This is a genomic window from Neorhizobium sp. PAMB6716, assembly GCF_058242805.1.
In genome coordinates this window covers 178,368-198,542 of sequence record NZ_JBZAYW010000003.1, presented here as the reverse complement: position 1 = coordinate 198,542, position 20,175 = coordinate 178,368, and the positions used below count along the sequence as shown (strand labels likewise).

Genomic DNA, 20,175 nt, shown 5'->3' with positions numbered 1-20,175 from the left:
GCTCATTGGCTGTCGCGGGTGCTCTCGAACAGGAACCAGGCGCGCCGCTCGGTCTCGTCGACCCAGTTTTCGATCAGGCTGGCCGTGGCAATATCGCCATGTTCGTCGCAAAGCGCATGGGTCTCCTTCATCAGCGAGATCAGCGTGAGATTGTCGTCGCGAAGCTCGGCCAGCATGTCGCTTGGCGTGACGAAGGGCGCATCGTTGTCGAGCAGGCGCTGTACCCTTGCAATGTGTCCAATCGAACGGATCGTCGTGCCGCCGATCTTGCGGGCGCGCTCGGCAATGTCGTCGGTCATTGCGAAGATCTGCTCACCCTGCTCGTCGAGCATCAGGTGATAATCGCGGAAATGGGGGCCGCTCATATGCCAATGGAAGTTCTTGGTCTTGAGATAAAGCACGAAGACATCGGCCAGAAGAGCCGTCAGCGCACCGGCAATGTCGGTCGTTGCGTTTGGCGCAAGGGTGGTCGGCGTGGCAAGCGGCGCCTTGCGATGTTTTTCAGCGATTGTGCGGTCCATGATGGTCTCCCTGAGTTGGGTGCGAGGGACAGAATTTCAAAACCTTGCGACGAGATGCGGATCGTCGATGGCGGCTGGAGAGGGCAAAAGATCATGCTCGACCAGGCCAAATGCGGCGGTGATCTCCGGCAAGCAGGCGGAGGTCATGGAGTGGCAGCGCAGGTGGAGGAGCGCGGCGGGGCATGTTCTCATCGGTTTCATGTTCACCTCCTTGGCCACATCGTCTGGTTGACGAGACGGTTGTAGCCGAGGAGGTGGCGGCGCTGTATCCAATGCTTGGTTAGTTGAACCCACACCTAAGTATAGTTCCACGCCGCCGACACGGCGCTTAGACAGTCCTGTCTTGACGCCCCTGCGCGCAAAACCTGCCTCGTGCCAATAGTCCTGGAGGTTCGGGTTGCCCCCATTTGCGCAGGTGTGGATGTCGCCACCCATTCAAGGCCATCCCAGCCGCCCATGGGATGGCCTTTCGCATTTGCGCGACAGGAGGCTTGAATTTGCACGCAATGCTCGAATTCGCATTTGCGTTTTATCAACCGGGATGGCTTGATGACGGCATCGATATGGTCATGGGAAATGGTTTTGCGTTCGCTGGTCCTTGTCAATCCGAAGCGGCGCCTGCCCGCGCGCTTTGAAATGGGCGTGCTTGGCTGTGCGGTGCTGCTTGCGGCAACGGTTTTTTACCTCGATACATTCACGGACATCCACAGTGCGCTGGCAACCCTCTATGTCATCACCCTGCTTCTGTCGGCAGAAACGCTGACGGAAAAGGGAACGCTGCTGCTGAGCGCGGTCTGCATCGGTCTTGCCGTGTTTTCCTATGGGATTGCCCATGGCATGCAGGCCGATCTTGCCGCGACATTGCGCCTGGCAGTGGCGGTGGCGGCGATGGCGATCACCTGCGCGTTGATCATCCGCAATCAGCGTGCCCGCCTCGACCTGCTTAAGTTCAATGCCGCCCTGCAGAGCAGCGAGGAACGTTACCGGACGATTTTCGAGCAAAGCCGCGTTGCGCTGTGGGAGCGCGATTATTCGCAGGTCCGCGCCATGTTGATGGCGCTGAGAGACGATGGGGTTTTAGATCTCCACGCTCATGCCCGGGATAACCCGGACTTTGTTGAGCAATGCATCACCCGCATCCCGACGGTGGCCGCCAACGCGGCAGCCCTTGAACTGCTCGGGAATGTCAGCAGTGAAAATGCCGGCTCGATGCGCCGTTTCATTGCGCAGAATGATGCGACCTTTCTGGACCTTCTCGCCGCGATCTATCGCAATGAAACGCATTTTGAGGGCAAAGGCAGCATTATCTCCAACGATTGCGCTACCAAATGTGTGCTGCTGACCGTCGGCTTTCCGAAGGACCCGGCCAATTTTAACCGTGTCATCGTCGGCATGTTCGACATTACCGACCGCGAATTGGCCCAGAAGGCGCTGTTCGAAGCGCAGGCGGAACTGGCCTTGGCATCGCGAGCGGCAACCGTCGGCGCGCTGTCGGCATCGCTTGCCCACGAACTCAACCAGCCGCTTGGTGCGCTGGTGGTGAACGCGCAGACCCTGCTGCGCTGGCTCGACCGTGATCCGCCGGATCTCCAGGCCGTTGCCCGTTCAGCCGAGCGCATCGTGCGCGACAGCCAGCGCGCAAGCGATATCATCCAGAGCACGCGGTCCATGCTCGACAAGCGGACACCGTTGCGCGAGCCGGTGTTTTTGGTCGACCTCGTCGGAGAAACCCATGCCTTGATGGAAGCCGAACTTGCCCGGCACAGGATCGCGTTCGAAACGCGCGCTGGATCCGGTATATTGCCCGTCCATGCCGTGCGCATCGAGCTGCAGCAGGTTCTGATCAACTTGATCACCAACGCCATCCAGGCCATGGCCGAGACACCGGACGAGTTGAGGCGGATCGTCGTTTCGATCGAACCGGCGGGCGCAGGCAGCATGGCGGTCCGCGTTCACGACAGCGGCCCCGGCCTTGGTGAAGACGTCCTTACAAACTTGTTCAAACCATTTCACTCCACCAAGGAGACCGGCCTCGGCATGGGACTTGCGATCTGCCGCAGCATGCTGGAAGCTCGTGGCGGTTCCCTCACCGCCAGCAATCACCCCGAAGGGGGCGCGCTGTTCGAAATGATCGTACCGATCGAGGCACTTGATGACTGATGCCCGAAAATCTGCCAAAGCCCCGGCAAGCGATATACCGGTCGTTCACATCGTCGATGACGATCCCGCGATCCGCGAAGCGCTGACCGATCTCTTCCTGTCGACGCGCACGCAGGCGAAATCCTTCGAAAGCGCGCAGGACCTCTTGGACAATGCCGATCTCACGCGGCCGGGCTGTATCCTGCTCGATGTGCGCCTGCCCGGCGCCAATGGCCTGGATTTCCATCTTCATCTGGAAAAGCTTGGCAACCGGATGCCGATCATCTTCATGACCGGCCATGGCGACATTCCGATGAGCGTGCGTGCCATGAAGGCCGGTGCCGTCGATTTTCTTTCCAAGCCGTTTCGGGACCAGGACATCCTGGATGCCGTCGCCTTGGCCTTCAGTAAGGACCGTGACATCCGGGAGCAATCTGAAGCCAATGGCGCTGTCGCGGATTTGGCAAAAACCCTGACGCGCCGCGAACACGAGGTCATGGCGGCCGTGGTGCAGGGCCTGATGAACAAACAGATTGCCTTCAACCTCGGCATCAGCGAGATCACCGTCAAGCTGCATCGCGGCAATGTCATGCGTAAGATGGACGCGCGGTCCGTGGCCGATCTGGTCCGCAAGGCCGAACTGCTCGGCCTCTAGGCGTCAGAACCTAGACCCATGTATGATAGAACGCCCGGGCTGAACGGCGCATAGGATGGGCAGTTCAATGAACGTGCCAAGGCCAGAGAATTGTCCACACCTGTAATAGCCATTGTCGACGACGACCGTTCGATCCGCGAAGCCCTTGACGATCTCGTCTTGTCCTGTGGCTATCGCAGCCGGCTGTTCAGTTCGGCGGAAGCGTTTCTCGCGGAGGACGATCGTGCGGGCATCGCCTGCATGCTCGTCGATGTCAAAATGCCAGGCCTCAGCGGCATAGAACTGCAGGCGGTGCTCAACAGTCAGCAGGCACCCAGGCCACCGATGATCTTCATGACGTCCTATCGGGACGAACGAACGCGGGCAGCGGCGATGGACGGCGGCGCTTTTGCCTTTCTCGGCAAGCCGGTCGATTTCGATCAACTGGTTCAGTGCCTGGAACAGGCACTGAACCGCGGAGGCAGTACCCCTTTTCAGGAGCAAAACGCATGACCGATTTCTGCTCTCATCATTCCACCATCCGCGCGGTTTATCCGCAAAGCCTCGGCTGCGAGGAATGCCTGAAGACCGGGCAAGCCTGGCTGCACTTGAGGCTCTGTCGCGAATGCGGCCATGTCGGCTGCTGCGACCAGTCGCCCGGGCGCCATGCGACGGCGCATTTCCACGCCACCGGCCATCCGATCATTGAAGGTTATGACCCGCCGGAAGGCTGGGGCTGGTGTTATGTCGATAACATCCAGGTGGACTTGCCCGACCAGACGCCGCAGCGCGGCCCGATCCCCCGATATTACTGACCGCACGCCATTCTAACATGGCAGTTTATATCCTATCTGACCCCGGAGACGTTTATGGCAGACCTCAGCGCACGCCAGTACCAGATGTTTCCGGTGCTTAATCCCCATCAGGTGCAGACGGCCAGACGCTTCGCCAGTGCCGAGCCGCAGCATTTCAGGGCCGGAGAGTTCGTCTATAAAATTGGCGATCACGCCGCGCCCGCCTGGCTTGTGCTTGAAGGCTCGATGGACGTGTTCCGCCATGAGGGGCTCTCCGGCGAGGCGCCAATCACCACCCATGGGGTCGGCCAACTGTCCGGCGAGGTCAACCAGTTGTCCGGCAGGCCGACGCTTGCCGGAGCGCGTGCCGGCGCCGACGGCTGCGTGGCCCTGCCCTTTGATGCAGCGCACCTGCGCGCTCTGCTCATCGGATCGGCCGATGTCGGAGAGATCCTCATGCGCGCCTTTATCCTGCGCCGTGTCGGGCTGATCGATGCCGGCGCCGGCACGGTCCTGATCGGCGCTGCGGGCAATGCCGCGCTGTCGCGCCTGCAGGGTTTTCTCGCCCGCAACGCCTTCCCTTACGTTGTGCTCGAAGCTTCCACCGATGAGGAAGGCCGCGCCCTGATCGAACGTCTCGGCATTCACGGCTCCGACCTGCCGTTGATGGTCTGCCCCAATGGCACCGTGCTGAAGAACCCGACCGACCACGAGGCCGCCGCGTGCCTCGGCCTGACGCCGGAACTCACGCCTGGCAAACTCTATGATGTCGCCATCGTCGGTGCCGGCCCGGCCGGGCTGGCCGCCGCCGTTTATGCCGCATCCGAGGGTCTCGACGTCATCGTCATCGACGAGCGGTCGGTCGGCGGACAGGCAGGTGCATCTTCACGGATCGAGAATTACCTGGGCTTCCCCACCGGCATATCCGGTCAGGCGCTTGCCGGCCGCGCCTATAATCAGGCGCTGAAATTTGGCGCCGAAGTGGTGCTGCCGGTCGAAGTCGAAAGCCTGATCGCCCCCGGCGATGACGCAGGCGCGCTGACGCTGCAACTTGCCGGTGGCAAATCCGTGCATGCCCGCAGCGTGGTCATTGCATCCGGCGCCCGCTACCGGCGGCCCGACATTGCCGATATCGCGACCTTCGAAGGCAATGGCATTTCCTATTGGGCCTCGCCCATAGAGGCGAAACTGTGCGCCGGCGAAGAGGTCGCATTGGTCGGCGGCGGCAACTCGGCCGGCCAAGCCATCGTCTTTCTTGCACCGCAGGTGAGAAAGCTGCATCTCATCGTGCGGCGCGCTCTGGAAGAAACGATGTCACACTATCTGATCGACCGCATCAAAGCCCTGCCCAATGTGGACCTGCACATGCATTGCGAAGTGGAAGCGATCAATGGCGATCCTGCTGCAGGCCTGACGTCTGCGACCTTACGCAATCGCGGGGATGGGAGCCGGCAACAGCTGGCACTCCATCACCTGTTTCTCTTTATCGGAGCCGATCCCAATGCGGGCTGGATCAGCGACCGCGTCCACACCGATGGCAAGGGCTTTATCGTCACCGGCCAGTCCTTCGATACGCAGTGCAGCATTGCCCGCACGCCGATGCCGCTGGAAACCAGCCTGCCGAACGTGTTTGCCATTGGTGATGTCCGAGCCGGTTCGACCAAGCGGGTTGCCGCAGCGGTCGGAGAAGGGGCTGCCGTCGTCTCCCAGATCCACGCCGCCCTGAGCTTGATGAACAGCCGGGGTTGAACCGGGACGATGCCCACAAAAATTTCGCCCCGCCGGTCTCTGCCGGCGGGGCGAAAGCCTGATGCCTGAAGTTCATGCTGTCATGCAAATCGTTCGATCGTGCTCACAGTGCGGATGCGCCGAGCTGCCGACCATAGGCTACGATATCCCGGCCGACACCGATACGGTTGGCCTCATAACGCTGCAAGGCGCTCAGCAAATCGCTTTGCGACGACAGGCTTGCAACCAGCGCCATCACATCGCCTGCCGCCTTCGACACGCCCATGGCAGTGTGCGGGCGTGCTACAAAGGCTGCATCACCGACCAGCGCGATCGACCGGCCGATCATCCGTGGTGCTTCGTAGTCGAAGATACCCTGGATTGACGGGCTTGGCTCTGCCTCGACCGCCAGCGCAAATTGCGCGGCAAGCAGCTGCATGGCATCTGCCCGCAAGGCCTTGAGCCGGTCTTGCGGCAAGCCGCCCCGCGGCAACGAGAAGGCATGCGCCCGCCCATCGGGATCCGTGAAGGTCGCAGCCAATTCGCTCTCAGGCACCTTGCGGTACCAGACCCAGTTATAGCGGCGGCTGCCGCTGTTCATTTCGCCCTTCGATCCCGGCACCAGATAGCCCAGCACATGGTTCCCCGGCCGGATGAAGAAGGAAAACCGCTCGAGGAGCAGTGCGGCGCCTGCGGGAAGCTGCGTCTCCGGGATCAGCCCGCGCCAGGCGACATAACCCGCATAGTGGTTTTCGCTATCCCTCGGATTAACGGCGCGGCGTACCACGGAACTCAGGCCATCCGCACCAATGACCAGATCGGCAGTGTCGCGCGTACCATCTGCGAAAACCAGTTCGGCACCACGCTCGCCGTCGAGCACATCAACGACGGCCCGTCCAAGATGATAGGTTGCCGGCGCAATCTGCGCGGCGACTGTTTCAAACAGCACATCCCAGGAGATCTGCGTCTGCGGCGTGCGGACGGTTTGCGCAATGTGTCCGTCTCGATCGAGATAGATGCGCTCCTTGGCCACCACGCCAGTCCGGGTAACATGCGCGCATCCGATCAGCGTCAGAATGTGCAGAAGGTCACTCTGGCCGACCAGACCTGCGCCCCGGCCGGCGAGGCCGCTTTTCGAGCGCTCGTAGATTTGTACATCATGACCGGCCTCCTGGAGCATGATGCCGGCGAAGAGACCGGCGAGAGAACCGCCGACGATTGCGATACGCAGCTTTTCCATGTGTCGTTCCTCACTGCCCGGCCACAGCGGGCTTGCGGCGCCGATGATGCGTGAATTTGACTGCAAAGGCTGCGATGCCAAGGGCTGCACCCAGCACACTCACCATCAACCAGCCGCCCTCGCCCCAGGCAAATGTTGCCATCGCCGAGCCTGCCGCACCGCCGAGGAACATGCCCGTCATGAAAATCGTATTGAGACGGCTGCGCGCATCGGCGTCGAGCGCATAGACGATGTGCTGGTTGGAGATCAGCGCGCTCTGGATGCCGAAATCCAGCACGATGACACCGGCGACCAGGGCAAAGATCGAACTCCATGCGCCGAAGATCAGCCAGGCGGCAATCGTCAGGCCGGCGCCGAGCCAGACAACGAAGTGCGGGCCCTTTTTATCCGCAACCCGGCCGGCAAGCGGTGCTGCAAATATGCCCACCGCACCGACAATGCCGAACAGGCCGGCAATATCCGCACCGAGCTGGAACTTTGGCCCCGCGAGATAAAGCGCCAGGATCGTCCAGAAGGCGGTGAAGGAGGCAAACAGGAATGCCTGAATGATGGTTGCGGCCCTCAGCGCCGGATGGCGTGTCCAGAGATGGCCAAGCGAGCGGATCGCTTCGTGGTAACGAAGGGTCGAAGCCGGGCGATGCTGCGGCAGGACCGCAAACATCAGGCCGGCGGCAATGAGGGCCAGCGGCACGCCGATCCAGAACATGTCACGCCAGCCGGCATGTTCACCGACAAAGCCCGACAGGGTGCGGCTGAAGAGAATGCCCGACAACACGCCAGCCATGACGGTGCCGATCGTAGCGCCGCGTTTTTCCGGCGGGGCCAGCGATGCGGCAAAGGGGACGATCTGCTGGGCAACCGTCGAACAGGCCCCGACGACAACCGAGGCTGCGACCAGCATCCAAGCCGTCGGCGCCAGCGCAGCCAGTGCCAGGGCTGCGGCCAGGACCACGAACTGGCCGATGATCATGCGCCGCCGATTGACGAGATCACCCAGCGGCAGCAGAAGGAACAGCCCCAGTGCATAACCCAGTTGTGTTGCTGTCGGCACCATGCCGGTGATCGGCTGATGGTGCAACTCGGCCTCGATAATGCCGATCATCGGTTGATTGTAATAGATATTGGCAACAGCAATGCCACCGGCGACGGCCATGGCCAGCAATGCCGCCTGCCCGATCCCTCTGTTGTCGATAACGGGTGCTGCGGCCTTTATGTTCGGTGCTGTGATATCCATTGCCTCGGTTCCCTTGGCTATTGTGATCGAGGCACAGTTTAGGTCCGGGGGCGTTTGACGCACAGTCAATGGAGGTCTAGCCGAACCTATACATCGGTCTAGGTTCGCGGCTCCCGTTGCCATGCGCAAAGGCGGCCGGCATCGGAGACGCCGGCCAAACCGTGCCGCAACCTGCGTGCGAAAGGGCGACAATGGCGCGAACCGGTCTCTGGCAATTGATGAATCGGATCGAAGAGAATAATAATCCTCCCCTTGTGATCGCTTTTGCCGCATGGGATGCGAGCGCCTCGCTGCTTTCTAGGCGCATTGTTCCGGCGGTATCAACGTCTGCCGATATCGGCTGGACATGGGGCCTTCGGAAGGCGGCTGTAAAGCTCTCTGAACGCAAGGTTTTGCAAGCTGCGTGGCCGGTGTTCCCGCGGGTTAGATCAACAATGGGTATGGCGGTGCCTGCGCTGCTCTCAGAGTTCCAAAACGGGTTGGGGGTCCCCAGCCGACACAGGAGAAATTGCCGTGCCCCCTGCCCTCCCCCGCGATTTTCTGGCCGGCCTGTTTTCTGCGGCGGTGCGTGCCGCCGACCCCTTGTCCGGCATCATCCGTCATCTGCCGGAAAGGCCGAAGGGACGGACAGTCGTCATCGGAGCCGGCAAGGGAGCAGCGCAGATGGCGCGCGCCTTGGAGAGCGTCTGGAAAGGGCCGCTCGATGGCGTGGTGGTGACGCGCTACGGTTATGGCTGTGAGACCGCCCATGTCAGGATCATCGAAGCCGCCCATCCGGTGCCGGACGCTGCGGGCCTTGCCGCGGCAAGTCAACTGGTCGAAACGATCAGCAGTCTTGGCCCAGACGATCTGGTCATTGCCCTCATCTGCGGCGGCGGGTCGGCACTGCTGCCGGCTCCACCCAAAGGGTTGACCCTTCAGGACGAGATTGACGTCAACGAAGTGCTACTGGCCTCCGGAGCGCCGATTGCAGCGATGAACGTGGTGCGAAAGCATCTGTCGACGATCAAGGGCGGGCGGCTGGCCGCGCAAACCAGGGCGCGTGTCGTCAGCCTGATCGTTTCGGACATTCCGGGCGACAACCCCGCCCATGTTGCGTCAGGTCCGACCGTGCCGGACGCCTCCACCCGACACGATGCTCTCGATGTCATCGCACAATATGATCTGAAGCTGCCACAGGCAGCGGTCGATCATCTGAATTCTCCGGCTGCCGATGCCCCACGGCCCGACGATCCTATCTTTGCGCGACACGAACATCATGTCATCGCATCGGCGGCCGTCTCGCTTGAAGCTGCTGCGGAACTTGCCCGCTCTTACGGCATCACGCCGGCGATCCTGTCGGATTCGATCGAAGGTGAGGCACGCGATGTGGCGCTGGTGCATGCGGCAATCGCCCGTGAGATCGCAAGCCGCAACCGGCCGTTTGCAAAGCCGGTTGTCATTCTCTCCGGTGGCGAGACGACGGTGACGCTGCGCACCAGGGGTGGCCGGGGTGGACGCAACAGTGAATTTGCGCTTGCCCTGGCGCTTGCCATTGACGGCGTTGACGGCATCCATGGGCTGGCGGCCGACACCGACGGCATTGATGGCTCGGAAAACAATGCAGGCGCCTATTTCGATGGCGCGACCATCAAGCGTCTTCGTGCGGCCGGTCTCGATCCGCGCCGGCTGCTCGATGGCAATGACAGCTATTCGGGTTTCAACGCGATCGGCGATCTGTTCCAAACCGGACCGACCGGCACCAATGTGAACGATTTCAGAGCGATGCTGATCGTCTGATCGTCTCGACCACCGTCTGCGCCGTCATCGCTTTCGCTGACAGGGATGGCCGCAGGGTAACCTGCGGCGCTGGTGTCGTGATCCCTCTTATGCCGCGGTGACAGCCTGCGGCATATCGACGGTGCGCCAGTCGATGCGGCGCTCAAAGGCCTGGCCGTCCGCGTCGAAGAGATGGCAATCGGCGATACGGATACCGGTCGTGACGGGGGTGTCGACCTGGATCGGTGCGGAGCCGGAAAGAAGCGCGCAATAAGGCTCGCCGGTTGGCAGGCTTGCATAGGCAACCGTGTTGATGCCGAGGCGCTCGATGACCGACGGGGTGACGGTGACCTTCAGGTCGCCGCCTATAAGCGTCGTATGTTCCGGCCGGATGCCGAGCGTCAGCGTGCGCCCTACGATATCGGCGCGTGGCTCGACCGGGAGGGTGACGGTCTGTCCTTCGTAGGACACGGTGATCCCCTCCTCCCCGGCCGCCTCGCAGTGCACGGGCAAAAAGTTCATCTTCGGATTGCCGATGAAGCCCGCAACAAAAATGTTCTGCGGCTTGTGGTAAAGTTCCAGCGGCGCACCGACCTGGGCAATGGTGCCGGCGTTCAGCACCACGATGCGGTCTGCCATGGTCATGGCTTCCACCTGATCGTGGGTCACGTAGATCATGGTGGCCTTCAGGTCCCCATGCAGCTTGGAAAGCTCGATGCGCATGTCCGAGCGCAAAGCGGCGTCGAGGTTCGACAGCGGTTCGTCAAACAGGAAGATCTTTGGTTCGCGCACGATGGCGCGGCCGATGGCGACACGCTGGCGCTGGCCGCCGGACAGCATGCCCGGCTTCTGCTGCAGGCGCTGTTCCAGCTGGAGGATCTTTGCGACCGCGCCGACCTTTTCCTTGATGGTTGCTTCTGGCAGGCCTTCCACGCGCAGCGGAAAGGCAATGTTTTCAAACACGGTCATATGCGGATAAAGCGCATAGGACTGGAACACCATGGCAATGCCGCGCTCCACGGGCGGCTTGTCGTTGACCCGTTCGCCATCGATGACGATATCGCCCGACGAGGTGGAATCGAGACCGGCGATCATGCGCAGCAGCGTCGATTTTCCGCAGCCGGAGGGGCCAACGAAGACGACGAATTCGCCGTCCCTGACTTCAAGCTTGATGCTTTTCAGCACCTCGAAGTCACCGTAGAACTTCTGCACGTTGTTGAGATAAAGCTGTCCCAAGGTTCTCAGTCTCCGTTCGCCGGAACGAGCGGCCGCGGCGGTAAGGTAAGCGGATGAGGATCGCGACCGGCATGGCCGCGATCCCCGATGGAAAACGGATATTACTTGTACTGCTCGAGGTCGGCAGCCGCCTTCTTCAGCGCGGCAGCAGGTTCGACCTTGCCGGTCACGACCGACTGAACCATCTCGATGATGACGTTCTGGAAGCCCTTGTAGTCGGTAAACAGCGGCTCAGGTCCACCGAACTTGATGCCGTCGATGAGCGGCTTCCAGAAGGGGTCCTTGGCGACGAATTCATCGACCTTGGCGGACGGACGAAGCGGGGTAAGGCCGGCACCTCCCTGCAACTCGTATTCACCCTGCGGACCGGGCGAGGTGATGTATTTGGCAAATTCGATTGCCTTTTCCTCGACGCCCGATCCCTTGAACACGGCCAAGCTGTCGGTGATGAGAAGCGTGCCTTCACCTTTGGCCGAGGGGCCGAGCGGCAGCGGTGCGATGCCCCAGTTGATCTTCGTCGCCTGGAGACGGGTGGCAGCGCCGGAGCCTGCCTGGATCATGCCGACCTTGCCATCGAGGAAGATGGCGCGGATTTCGTTCTGTTCGTAGGCGGTGGCGCCTTCGACGGAATAGGGCGTGATGTCCTTGTAGGCCTGCAGTGCTGCCAGCACTTCCGGGCTGTCGGCAACGATCTTGTCGCCATCGATCAGCTTGCCATTGTTGGTATAAACCCAGTGCATGAACTGGTGCATGGTGTTGTCGAAGGTCTTGGCCGGCAGGCCGTAACCGGCAATGCCGGTCTTTTCCTTGATCTGCTTGGCAAAGGCGATTTCTTCAGCCCAGGTCTTCGGGGCCTTTTCCGGGTCAAGGCCTGCCTGCTTGAAGAGGTCCTTGTTCCAGTAGAGCGCCTTGGTGGAGAAAGCGACCGGCACGCCCCACTGGTTGCCATCGAAGGTCACGGTATCGACGATGTTCGGGTAATAGCTCTTCTTTTCGTCTTCCGTCATCGGCACCGGCACGATGAGGTCGTTCTGGGCGAACTCCTTCAGGGTGCGCGAACCGACATAGGCCATGGCAACAGGCGTGCCGGCGGCAGCAAGCGTTGTTGCCTTGTCCTGGCACTGCGCCCAGCCGACAACTTCTGGCGTGACCTTCCAGCCGGCGTTCTTGCCTTCCCATTCCTTGATGTATTTTTCATGGATCGGGTCGATCTTGTCGCCGCAATAGATCCAGGAGATTTCCTTGTCGGCGGCATGTGCCGCCATGGCGCTCAGCATCGTGGTGCCGGCCAGCGCTATGGCATAGATCCCAGTCTTGATTGAAATGTTCACGGTCATGCTCCCATTCTCTGTGGTTGTTGTTTTATTGTTTCACCGCGCCGGCGGTGAGACCGCTGACGAGATAGCGTTGCAGGAAGAAGATCACGATCATGGCCGGCGTGATGCCGACGAAGCTCGCCGCCATCAACTCGTTCCAGATCACTTCCTGGCGGCCGAAATAGGCGTAAAGCCCAACCGGCAAAGGCATGTATTCGCTCTTGGCATTAAAGGTCAGCGCGAAGATGAACTGCTGTGCATAGGACCCGATGAAGGTGGTGATGGCGACCACCGTGATGCCGGGCATGGCAATCGGCAGGATCACGCGGCGCAGCGTATAAAAATGGCTTGCCCCATCCACATAGGCCGCCTCGTCCAGCTCGCGCGGAATACGCATGATATAGGTGCGCAACAGCCAGATGGCGGACGGGATGAGAAAGGCGACGCCGGGCACGATCATGGCGAAATAGGTGTTGAGCACGCCCAATGTGCGCATCAGGCGAAACAGCGGGATCAGCAGCACGGCGCCGGAGAACATGTTGACCGCGAGGAAGGCACCGAGCAGCATGCCGCGTCCCTTGAACTCGAAGCGGGCAAAGGCATAAGCCGCCGGCACCACCATCAGCAGCACCACGATGGTGACAATCGAAGAGATGAAGAAGGAGTTGAAGATGTAACGGCCGAAACCAGGCACGCTTTCCCACATGGTGCGGTAGGCGGCAAACGAGCCGTTTTCCGGAATGAAGCGGTAGGGCGACGAAAACAGCTGGGAAAGCGGTTTCAGCGACACCAGGAACCCTTCGACAAAGGGCGACAGCACGAAGGACAGGAAAACGAAGATGCCGCAATAGATGCCGACGATCTCGTACCACTTGTAGCGATTGATCAGCTGCTGGGGCTCTTTCATCATTTCTCTCCGGCAGACAGGCGGCTGGTGACGCGGAAATAACAAAGGCAGAAGATCGACAGGAAGATGCAGATCATCACCGCGCGCGCTGCCCCTTCCCCGTATTTCTTCGAGCCGATGGCGGTGCGATAGGTATCGATGATCATCGTCGTGGTTTCGCCGTTCGGACCACCCTGCGTCAGGATCCAGATGATGTCGAAGGAATTGAACGTCGAAATCAGCGACAGCATTGACATGGTGATCATGGCCGGCACGAGAAGCGGCAGCGTGATGCGGCGGAAGCGGTAGAAGCGCCCTGCCCCATCGGTCCAGGCAGCTTCATAGAGATCCTGCGGGATCGACTGCATGGCGGCCAGCATGTAAAGCGTTACCATCGGCACGCCGATCCACACATCGGTGATGACGGTTGCCCAGAAAGCGGTCGAGCCCTGCGCGAGGAAGGCAACCGGTCCATCGACAACGCCGGCGCGCTGCAGCAGGCCGGAAATCATGCCGAACTGGCCGTTATACATCCAGCCCCACATGAAGATGCCGATGGCCATGGGCACGATCCACGGCGGCATGGTGAGCACGCGAAACAGCGCGCGGCCCGGCACGGCTGCATTCAGCATGGAGGCGCCAAAAGTGCCGATGATCATCTTGATCGACACCGAGAAGAAGGTCCACACGAAGGTCCGGGTGATGACTTCGGCAAAGGTGGCGTTGAAGATCTTGTCGTAATTATCCCAGCCGACCCAGTTCGTCACCTTCTTCAGCGAGGCGTCTGTGAAGGAGAGGATAAACGTATCGACCAGCGGATAGGCAACGATGGTCAAGACATAAAGAAGGGCCGGCGCCAGTAGCAACCAGGCAAAGATGACAGCGCTTCGTCTGGCATGCATGGAGCTTCTCCCCTCACGCGGTTTTCGTCTTGAGGGAATGCCCGTGGAGGCAGGTGTCGTAGCGCTCCCAGACGGGGGCGAGATCGACCACCTTGCGGCCTGCCCTCGCCTCATCCATGGCAAGCGCCAGAATGCCGGCCTCGATGGCGTCCAGCGCCGAAACCGGCAGGGCGGCACCGGTCGTCACATGGGCAAACACGTCGGCCGCCATCTGTTCATCGGCGCCGTAGTGATGCGAGGTGGCCGACGGCGCCTGATATTTGTTTCCAACCCGCTTTTCGCTGGTATGGGCATCATGCACGTCGAGGAAGCCGCGGACGAAATCGCCTTCGGCCATGCCCTTGGAGCCGATCACGCAGAAGCGGCGGAATTCGTCGGGTACGTTGAGATTGGTGTGGAAGGTCATCGACGCCCCACCTTCGTATTCGACGATGGCAGTCTGGTAATCGATGATGTCGCCGTCGCTGTCGAACACCTTGTCGGAGCCCATCCAGCCGCTCGGCTTCTTGTGGTAGATTTCGAGATCGTTGACGCCGGAATTTTGTGGCGCATTGCCCGGCACAAAGCTCTTGCGGCCGCCAAAGCTTGCGACAAAACGCGGACGCTGGCCGACGACACCGTTATAGAGGTCGAGGTCGTGGCAGCATTTTTCCAGCATGAAGCCGCCGGCATAATGGCCGTAGCGGCGCCAGTCGCGCATGAAGAAGGCGCCGTGATAAGGCGCGATGTGCTCGGACGCTTCGATAGACACGACATCGCCGAGAAGTCCCTTGGACTGGGCTTCCCGGAGGTCGCGATAAAGCGGCGAATAGCGCAGCACGAGACCAACCAGCAGCCGGTCATGGCCATAGGTATTGAGGAGCGAGGCCAGCGCATAACTTTCCTCGATCGACACCACGATCGGCTTTTCGGTGAAGACGGTAAGACCGGCTTCGAGCCCGATGCGGATATGCTCCAGATGCAGGTGATTGGGTGAGCCGATCATCAGGAGATCGAACGTTTCAGCGGCGATCAGTTCCTGAGGGGTGGAATAGGCATTGCCGGGCGAGATGCCAGCCTCCGTCAGGCGCGGCAGACCTGCCGGCGCCGGATCGACATAACCGACGATCTCGAAATCCGGATCGATATCCTTGAATGCGCATCCGAGATAGCCCAGTCGGAATCCGAGCCCGATAATGGCGACCTTCATAGTGGCCTGTTCCCTGTTTTCGTAATTATTTTTCTTAGCCTGTGGCAGATGCCGGATTTCGTCAACCAAAAAACGCCCGTGGGCAAATTTCCTGAAATTCCTTTTCATGGCTCGGCGCGTGTTGCGCGTCTCGCCTCTTGAAAAGGCCTTGCAGATCTTTGGTCGTTGTTGCTGCCCGTCATTCTGTCCAGTCGTTGCAGAGACAATACCAAAAAAATGCCAATCGTCTACCGGTTCCAGCATAAAAATTCGAAACCGGTTGTTTTTGCCCGAGTGGGCGAAATAAATCAGTGATTGCGCATGAAGTTGACGACTGGAATAAAACCATTTGCGGATTTGGTATCGCGTTGGTATTGTCCAGCCTTACGAAACGGCAGGTGAGCAGCGCGAATTGCAGGGGACGGCAGACAGCCGCGATCTCGCTCTTCGAGCGCGAAAGGGGGATCGGCATGGCAATGGAGGAGGTTCTGCCGCTGGCGCAGCTCCAGGCTGTGCGCGGCGGTCCGCTTTATCTCAAGCTGAAGAACATGATCGAAGACGCTGTGGTGTCCGGTCGTCTGAAGCACGGCGATGCCCTGCCGGCCGAGCGCGACATTGCCGATGAGGCGGCGATTTCGCGCGTGACGGTGCGCAAGGCCATCGATGATCTCGTCGATCAGGGGCTTCTGGTACGCCGTCGCGGTTCCGGCACGTTCGTGGTGAAACCGGTGCCGCGCATGCAGCAGGCGCTGACGCGGCTGACCTCCTTTTCCGAAGACATGCGCCGTCGTGGCATGGTGCCCGGCTCGCGTTGGCTGGATCGTGGCATTTTCGAACCGACCTCCGAGGAAACCATGACGCTCGGGCTTGCCGGTTCGGCGCGGGTGGCCCGGCTGACGCGCCTGCGTACGGCAAACGACATGCCGATTGCGCTGGAGCGGACAAGCCTTGCCGACGACATGTTGCCCGATCCCGATCTCGTGGAAAACTCGCTCTATCAGGCGCTTGCGCAGCGCAACATCCAGCCGGTGCGCGCAAACCAGCGTATCTGCGCGGTGCTGCTGAAGGACGAGGAGACCGAGCTTCTGGGCGTTCCGCCGGGTTCGGCTGCGCTTTCCGTCCAGCGGATCGCCTATCTTGAGGGCGGGCGCGTGATGGAAGTTTCGACCGCCCTTTATCGCAGCGACGCCTATGATCTCGTCGCAGAACTCACCATCGGCGCCTGACGCCACGCCCAATTCCCGAAAGGCTTTTTCATGACTTCCATCATGCGCCAGGAGATCGACCAGATCCCGGCCGTCGCCGCAAACCTTCTTGCCACCAGCCATGCAGCCATCGAGGCGGCAGGCAAGGCTCTGCGCGAACGTGATCCCGCTGTCGTCGTCACAATCGCGCGCGGCTCTTCCGATCATGCGGCGCATTTTTTGAAATATGCCATCGAACTGGAGCTTGGCATCCCGGTCGCCTCGCTCGGGCCATCGCTAAGTTCCATCTACGAGGCGCCGCTGCGGCTGGAGCGGGCAGCCGCCATTGCGGTCTCGCAGTCGGGCGCAAGCCCTGACATCGTATCCCTGGCAAAAACCGCAAAGGCCGGCGGGGCGCTGACGATTGCGCTGGCCAACACGGTCCCCTCCCCGCTTGCCGATGCGGCAACCATGGCCATCGACATCAAGGCCGGCCCGGAAATTGCCGTTGCCGCGACGAAATCCTTCGTGAATTCCATCGTCACCGGTCTTGCCATTCTGGCAGCCTGGAAGGGCGATGCGGTGCTGGCAAAGGCGGTGGCCGATCTGCCGGCGCATTTTGAAAAGGCACTGTCGCTTGACTGGAGCGAACTGGTGGAGCCGCTCGCCACGTGCGATTCGCTTTACATGCTGGGCCGCGGCCCTTCCCTGGCGATTGCCTCGGAGGCGGCGCTGAAATGCAAGGAAACCTGCGAACTGCATGCGGAGGCCTATTCCTCCGCCGAGGTTCTGCACGGCCCGGTCTCGCTGGTTGCGGCGAATTTTCCGATCATCGCCTTTGCCGCCCGCGACAAGGCCGAAGCGTCCGTTGCCGAGACCGCCTCGCGGCTGGTGGAAAAGAATGCCGCGATCTACCTCACGTCCAGCCGCGGCAACGGACCTGCGGTCCTGCCGGTGGTGGAAACCGGGCACCCGCTGACCGATGCGCTCTGCCTCATCATTCCCTATTACGGCATGGTGGAGGCGCTCTCGCTTCGGCGCGGGTTCAACCCCGACAAGCCGGCGGCCTTGAAGAAAGTGACGGAGACGCGATGAGCACGCCGTTCCAGCCTGCCGACATGCAGCCCACCGACATGATGGTGACAGGCGGCCGGATCTTCGATGGTCACCGCTTTCTGGAAAGGCATGTGCTTCTGGTGGCGGCCGGCAAGATCGTCGCCATCCTGCCTGAAGATGTCGCTTTGCCCCCCCTCCCCCGCATCGATGCACAGGGCGCACTGATTGCGGCCGGTTTCATCGACCTGCAGGTGAACGGCGGTGGCGGAGTGCTGCTCAACAATCAGCCCACCCTCGAGGGCATCGCCACGATTTGCGCGGCCCATGCGCGTTTTGGGACGACGGCATTGATGGCAACATTGATCACTGACACCGTGGACCTGCGAACGGCTGTCCTTTCCGCCGGCTGCACGGCGCACGAAAACCGCATTCCCGGCTTTCTTGGCCTGCATCTGGAAGGCCCGCATCTTTCCATCGCGCGCAAGGGCACGCATGATCCCGCCCTGATCCGCCCGATGACGCAGGCTGATCTTGCCGTTCTCATCGAAGCAGCGGGCGCGTTCGGCAAGGCGCTGATCACCATTGCGCCGGAAAACGTCACGCCGCAGCAGGTGAACAGGTTGAAAGCTGCCGGTTATGTGGTGAGCCTTGGCCATACCGATGTCGATGCGGCAACAGCCATTGCCTATGCCGATGCGGGAGCATCGATGGTGACCCACCTGTTCAATGCGATGAGCCAGCTCGGCAATCGTGAGCCGGGCGTTGTCGGGGCAGCGCTGGGCGACGGGCGGTTCTCCTGCGGCCTGATTGCCGATGGATTTCATGTTGATCCGCTGTCGATGGCGATTGCGCTGCGCGCCAAGCAGGGGCCCGCCCGGATTTTCCTCGTGACGGACGCCATGTCGACAATCGGGACGGACGAGACGGGCTTTGAGCTGAACGGGCGCCAAGTCTACCGCCGCGACGGACGCCTGACGCTTGCCGATGGCACGCTTGCAGGCGCTGATATTGACATGCTGTCCTGCGTGCGTTTCGTGCATGAGAGGCTGAACCTTCCGCTTGCCGATGCGCTCAACATGGCCTCTCTTTATCCGGCAGAAGCCATTGGCGCAGACACGAAGGGACAGTTGATGGCGGGCAGGGATGCAGATTTCATCATGCTGGACAACAAGCTCGGTTTGCTTTCCACCTGGATCGGCGGACAGTGCGTTTACACCGCACGCCAAGAGATTGCCCGGTCATGATCGTCTGTTTCGACATCGGTGGCACGGCCATCAAGGGAGCGATGGCCTGGTCGCCACAGGATATCCGCCCGGTGCCGCGCCAGCCGACGCCGCTGCATGATTTCGATGCCTTCGTTGCCACTATGCGCTCCGTCATCGATCTTTCGCCGGAAAAACCTGATTGCGTGGCGCTGTCGATTGCCGGCATCATCGATCCTGACAGCCGGCGCGCGGTCGTGGCCAACGTGCCCTGCATCCACGGGCGACTGTTGCAGGAGGATCTGCAGGCAGCACTCGGCCTTCCGGTGAAGATTGCCAATGATGCCGACAGCTTTGTGCTGGCGGAAGCGGGTATTGGTGCTGGCCGGGGACATCGCGTTGTATTCGGGGTCATTCTCGGCACTGGCGTCGGGGGTGGCCTGGTGATCGATGGCAGGCTTATCAACAGCGAGGGTGGCTTTGCCGGGGAATGGGGCCATGCGCCGGTTGCGGCAACGCAGGCCGGAAACCCGCCGGCCCAGTTGCCGCGTTTCCGCTGCGGCTGCGGCCTCGACGGATGTATCGATGCGGTGTGCAGCGCGCGTGGCATGGAAAAGCTGCACGCCCATCTGCACGGGACGACGTTGACCAGCGAAGAGATCATCAGGGCCTGGCAGCGACAGGAGGCGGATGCCTCCCGCACCATCGATGTCTATGTCGATGTGCTGGCCTCGCCGCTGGCGCTGGTTGCCAATGTCACCGGGGCGACGATCATGCCGGTTGGCGGGGGGCTGTCCAATTCGCTGGAACTGCTGGGCGAGATCGACCGCGCGGTGCGAGCCCGCATCCTGCGCAAGTTCGACCGTCCTCTTGTGGTGAAGGCGGAATGCCAGATCGAGCCGGGGCTGATCGGCGCAGCCCTCCTCGGCCTTGCCGCGACGGCCACGGTGTGAACAACACGGGGTGGCCGCGTCGGCCTCCCCTCCCCTCCCCTTTCGCCTCTGATGTCGTAGAACGGTGCGCAGCGTGACGTCGGTGGACGTGGCACCAGATGACGAGGCCTTTTTCGGACGGCGAGCATGGGCCCGACAGCGCGTCCCTTTCCCATGCCGCGGCCTGATGCCCTGCCTTCGCGCCAAAGCATCTTGCGTCAAACCGGTCTTGCGGGCCTTATGCT

The 20,175-nt window shown here is 61.2% G+C and carries 19 protein-coding genes; 10 read left to right on the top strand and 9 right to left on the bottom strand.

The features are described from left to right. Positions 1–2: 2 nt before the first annotated feature. Both AC4CWH_RS25915 and AC4CWH_RS25910 read right to left on the bottom strand, forming a co-directional pair. Positions 3–521, bottom strand: a complete 519-nt coding sequence (locus AC4CWH_RS25915; RefSeq protein ID WP_491322380.1) for a Dps family protein — start codon at positions 519–521, stop codon at positions 3–5. A 36-nt stretch (positions 522–557) separates the two neighbouring features. After that, positions 558–722, bottom strand: coding sequence for a hypothetical protein (locus AC4CWH_RS25910; RefSeq protein ID WP_491322379.1), 165 nt, complete (start codon positions 720–722; stop codon positions 558–560). A 348-nt stretch (positions 723–1,070) separates the two neighbouring features. Here AC4CWH_RS25910 and AC4CWH_RS25905 point away from each other — a divergent pair, with 348 nt between their 5' ends. The 5 genes from AC4CWH_RS25905 (at position 1,071) to AC4CWH_RS25885 (ending at position 5,837) form a co-directional block, all read left to right on the top strand. Continuing rightward, positions 1,071–2,681, top strand: coding sequence for a sensor histidine kinase (locus AC4CWH_RS25905; protein WP_491322378.1), 1,611 nt, complete (start codon positions 1,071–1,073; stop codon positions 2,679–2,681). Beyond that, a complete protein-coding gene (locus AC4CWH_RS25900; RefSeq protein WP_491322377.1) occupies positions 2,674–3,315 on the top strand; it encodes a response regulator transcription factor in 642 nt (213 codons plus the stop codon). The genes AC4CWH_RS25905 and AC4CWH_RS25900 overlap by 8 nt, the downstream gene beginning before the upstream one ends. Before the next feature lie 90 nt (positions 3,316–3,405). Beyond that, positions 3,406–3,807: a response regulator transcription factor gene (locus tag AC4CWH_RS25895; RefSeq protein WP_491322376.1), complete on the top strand. Its 402-nt coding sequence runs from the start codon at positions 3,406–3,408 to the stop codon at positions 3,805–3,807. Then, positions 3,804–4,109 carry a UBP-type zinc finger domain-containing protein gene (locus tag AC4CWH_RS25890; protein WP_491287916.1) on the top strand — a complete coding sequence of 102 codons (306 nt, stop codon included), beginning with the start codon at positions 3,804–3,806 and terminating at the stop codon, positions 4,107–4,109. Before AC4CWH_RS25895 ends, AC4CWH_RS25890 begins: the two co-directional genes overlap by 4 nt. Before the next feature lie 54 nt (positions 4,110–4,163). Continuing rightward, positions 4,164–5,837 carry an FAD-dependent oxidoreductase gene (locus tag AC4CWH_RS25885; protein ID WP_491322375.1) on the top strand — a complete coding sequence of 558 codons (1,674 nt, stop codon included), beginning with the start codon at positions 4,164–4,166 and terminating at the stop codon, positions 5,835–5,837. Positions 5,838–5,940: 103 nt separating this feature from the next. Here the strand turns inward: AC4CWH_RS25885 and AC4CWH_RS25880 are convergent, their stop codons facing one another. Then, positions 5,941–7,056, bottom strand: coding sequence for an FAD binding domain-containing protein (locus tag AC4CWH_RS25880; RefSeq protein ID WP_491322374.1), 1,116 nt, complete (start codon positions 7,054–7,056; stop codon positions 5,941–5,943). Positions 7,057–7,066: 10 nt separating this feature from the next. Further along, the gene (locus tag AC4CWH_RS25875; RefSeq protein WP_491322373.1) at positions 7,067–8,290 is read right to left on the bottom strand and encodes an MFS transporter; all 1,224 of its coding nucleotides are present in this window, start codon (positions 8,288–8,290) and stop codon (positions 7,067–7,069) included. Positions 8,291–8,803: 513 nt separating this feature from the next. Here AC4CWH_RS25875 and AC4CWH_RS25870 point away from each other — a divergent pair. Further along, the gene (locus AC4CWH_RS25870; protein ID WP_491322372.1) at positions 8,804–10,069 is read left to right on the top strand and encodes a glycerate kinase type-2 family protein; all 1,266 of its coding nucleotides are present in this window, start codon (positions 8,804–8,806) and stop codon (positions 10,067–10,069) included. A gap of 87 nt (positions 10,070–10,156) precedes the next feature. On the opposite strand, the gene AC4CWH_RS25865 is transcribed toward AC4CWH_RS25870, so the two are convergent. From AC4CWH_RS25865 to AC4CWH_RS25845, 5 genes are all read right to left on the bottom strand, one after another. Next, positions 10,157–11,284, bottom strand: a complete 1,128-nt coding sequence (locus AC4CWH_RS25865) for an ABC transporter ATP-binding protein (RefSeq protein ID WP_491322371.1) — start codon at positions 11,282–11,284, stop codon at positions 10,157–10,159. A gap of 101 nt (positions 11,285–11,385) precedes the next feature. Then, a complete protein-coding gene (locus AC4CWH_RS25860) occupies positions 11,386–12,621 on the bottom strand; it encodes an ABC transporter substrate-binding protein (protein WP_491322370.1) in 1,236 nt (411 codons plus the stop codon). Between the two features lie 25 nt (positions 12,622–12,646). Next, positions 12,647–13,507 (bottom strand): carbohydrate ABC transporter permease, encoded by an 861-nt coding sequence (locus tag AC4CWH_RS25855; protein WP_491288242.1) that lies wholly within the window; start codon positions 13,505–13,507, stop codon positions 12,647–12,649. Further along, positions 13,507–14,388 carry a carbohydrate ABC transporter permease gene (locus AC4CWH_RS25850; RefSeq protein WP_491322369.1) on the bottom strand — a complete coding sequence of 294 codons (882 nt, stop codon included), beginning with the start codon at positions 14,386–14,388 and terminating at the stop codon, positions 13,507–13,509. Before AC4CWH_RS25850 ends, AC4CWH_RS25855 begins: the two co-directional genes overlap by 1 nt. A gap of 13 nt (positions 14,389–14,401) precedes the next feature. Further along, positions 14,402–15,577 (bottom strand): Gfo/Idh/MocA family protein, encoded by a 1,176-nt coding sequence (locus tag AC4CWH_RS25845; protein ID WP_491322368.1) that lies wholly within the window; start codon positions 15,575–15,577, stop codon positions 14,402–14,404. A gap of 455 nt (positions 15,578–16,032) precedes the next feature. Between AC4CWH_RS25845 and AC4CWH_RS25840 the strand changes: the two genes are divergently transcribed. The 4 genes from AC4CWH_RS25840 to AC4CWH_RS25825 are packed head-to-tail and all read left to right on the top strand — an operon-like array spanning position 16,033 to position 19,951. Further along, positions 16,033–16,782, top strand: a complete 750-nt coding sequence (locus AC4CWH_RS25840) for a GntR family transcriptional regulator (protein WP_491288240.1) — start codon at positions 16,033–16,035, stop codon at positions 16,780–16,782. Positions 16,783–16,812: 30 nt separating this feature from the next. Then, the gene (locus AC4CWH_RS25835) at positions 16,813–17,835 is read left to right on the top strand and encodes an SIS domain-containing protein (protein WP_491322367.1); all 1,023 of its coding nucleotides are present in this window, start codon (positions 16,813–16,815) and stop codon (positions 17,833–17,835) included. Further along, on the top strand, positions 17,832–19,040 hold the full coding sequence (gene nagA, locus AC4CWH_RS25830) for an N-acetylglucosamine-6-phosphate deacetylase (protein WP_491322366.1): 1,209 nt from the start codon (positions 17,832–17,834) through the stop codon (positions 19,038–19,040). The genes AC4CWH_RS25835 and nagA overlap by 4 nt, the downstream gene beginning before the upstream one ends. Further along, complete coding sequence (locus tag AC4CWH_RS25825; protein ID WP_491322365.1) at positions 19,037–19,951, top strand: ROK family protein; 915 nt, start codon at positions 19,037–19,039, stop codon at positions 19,949–19,951. Before nagA ends, AC4CWH_RS25825 begins: the two co-directional genes overlap by 4 nt. The last annotated feature ends 224 nt before the right edge of the window (positions 19,952–20,175 follow it).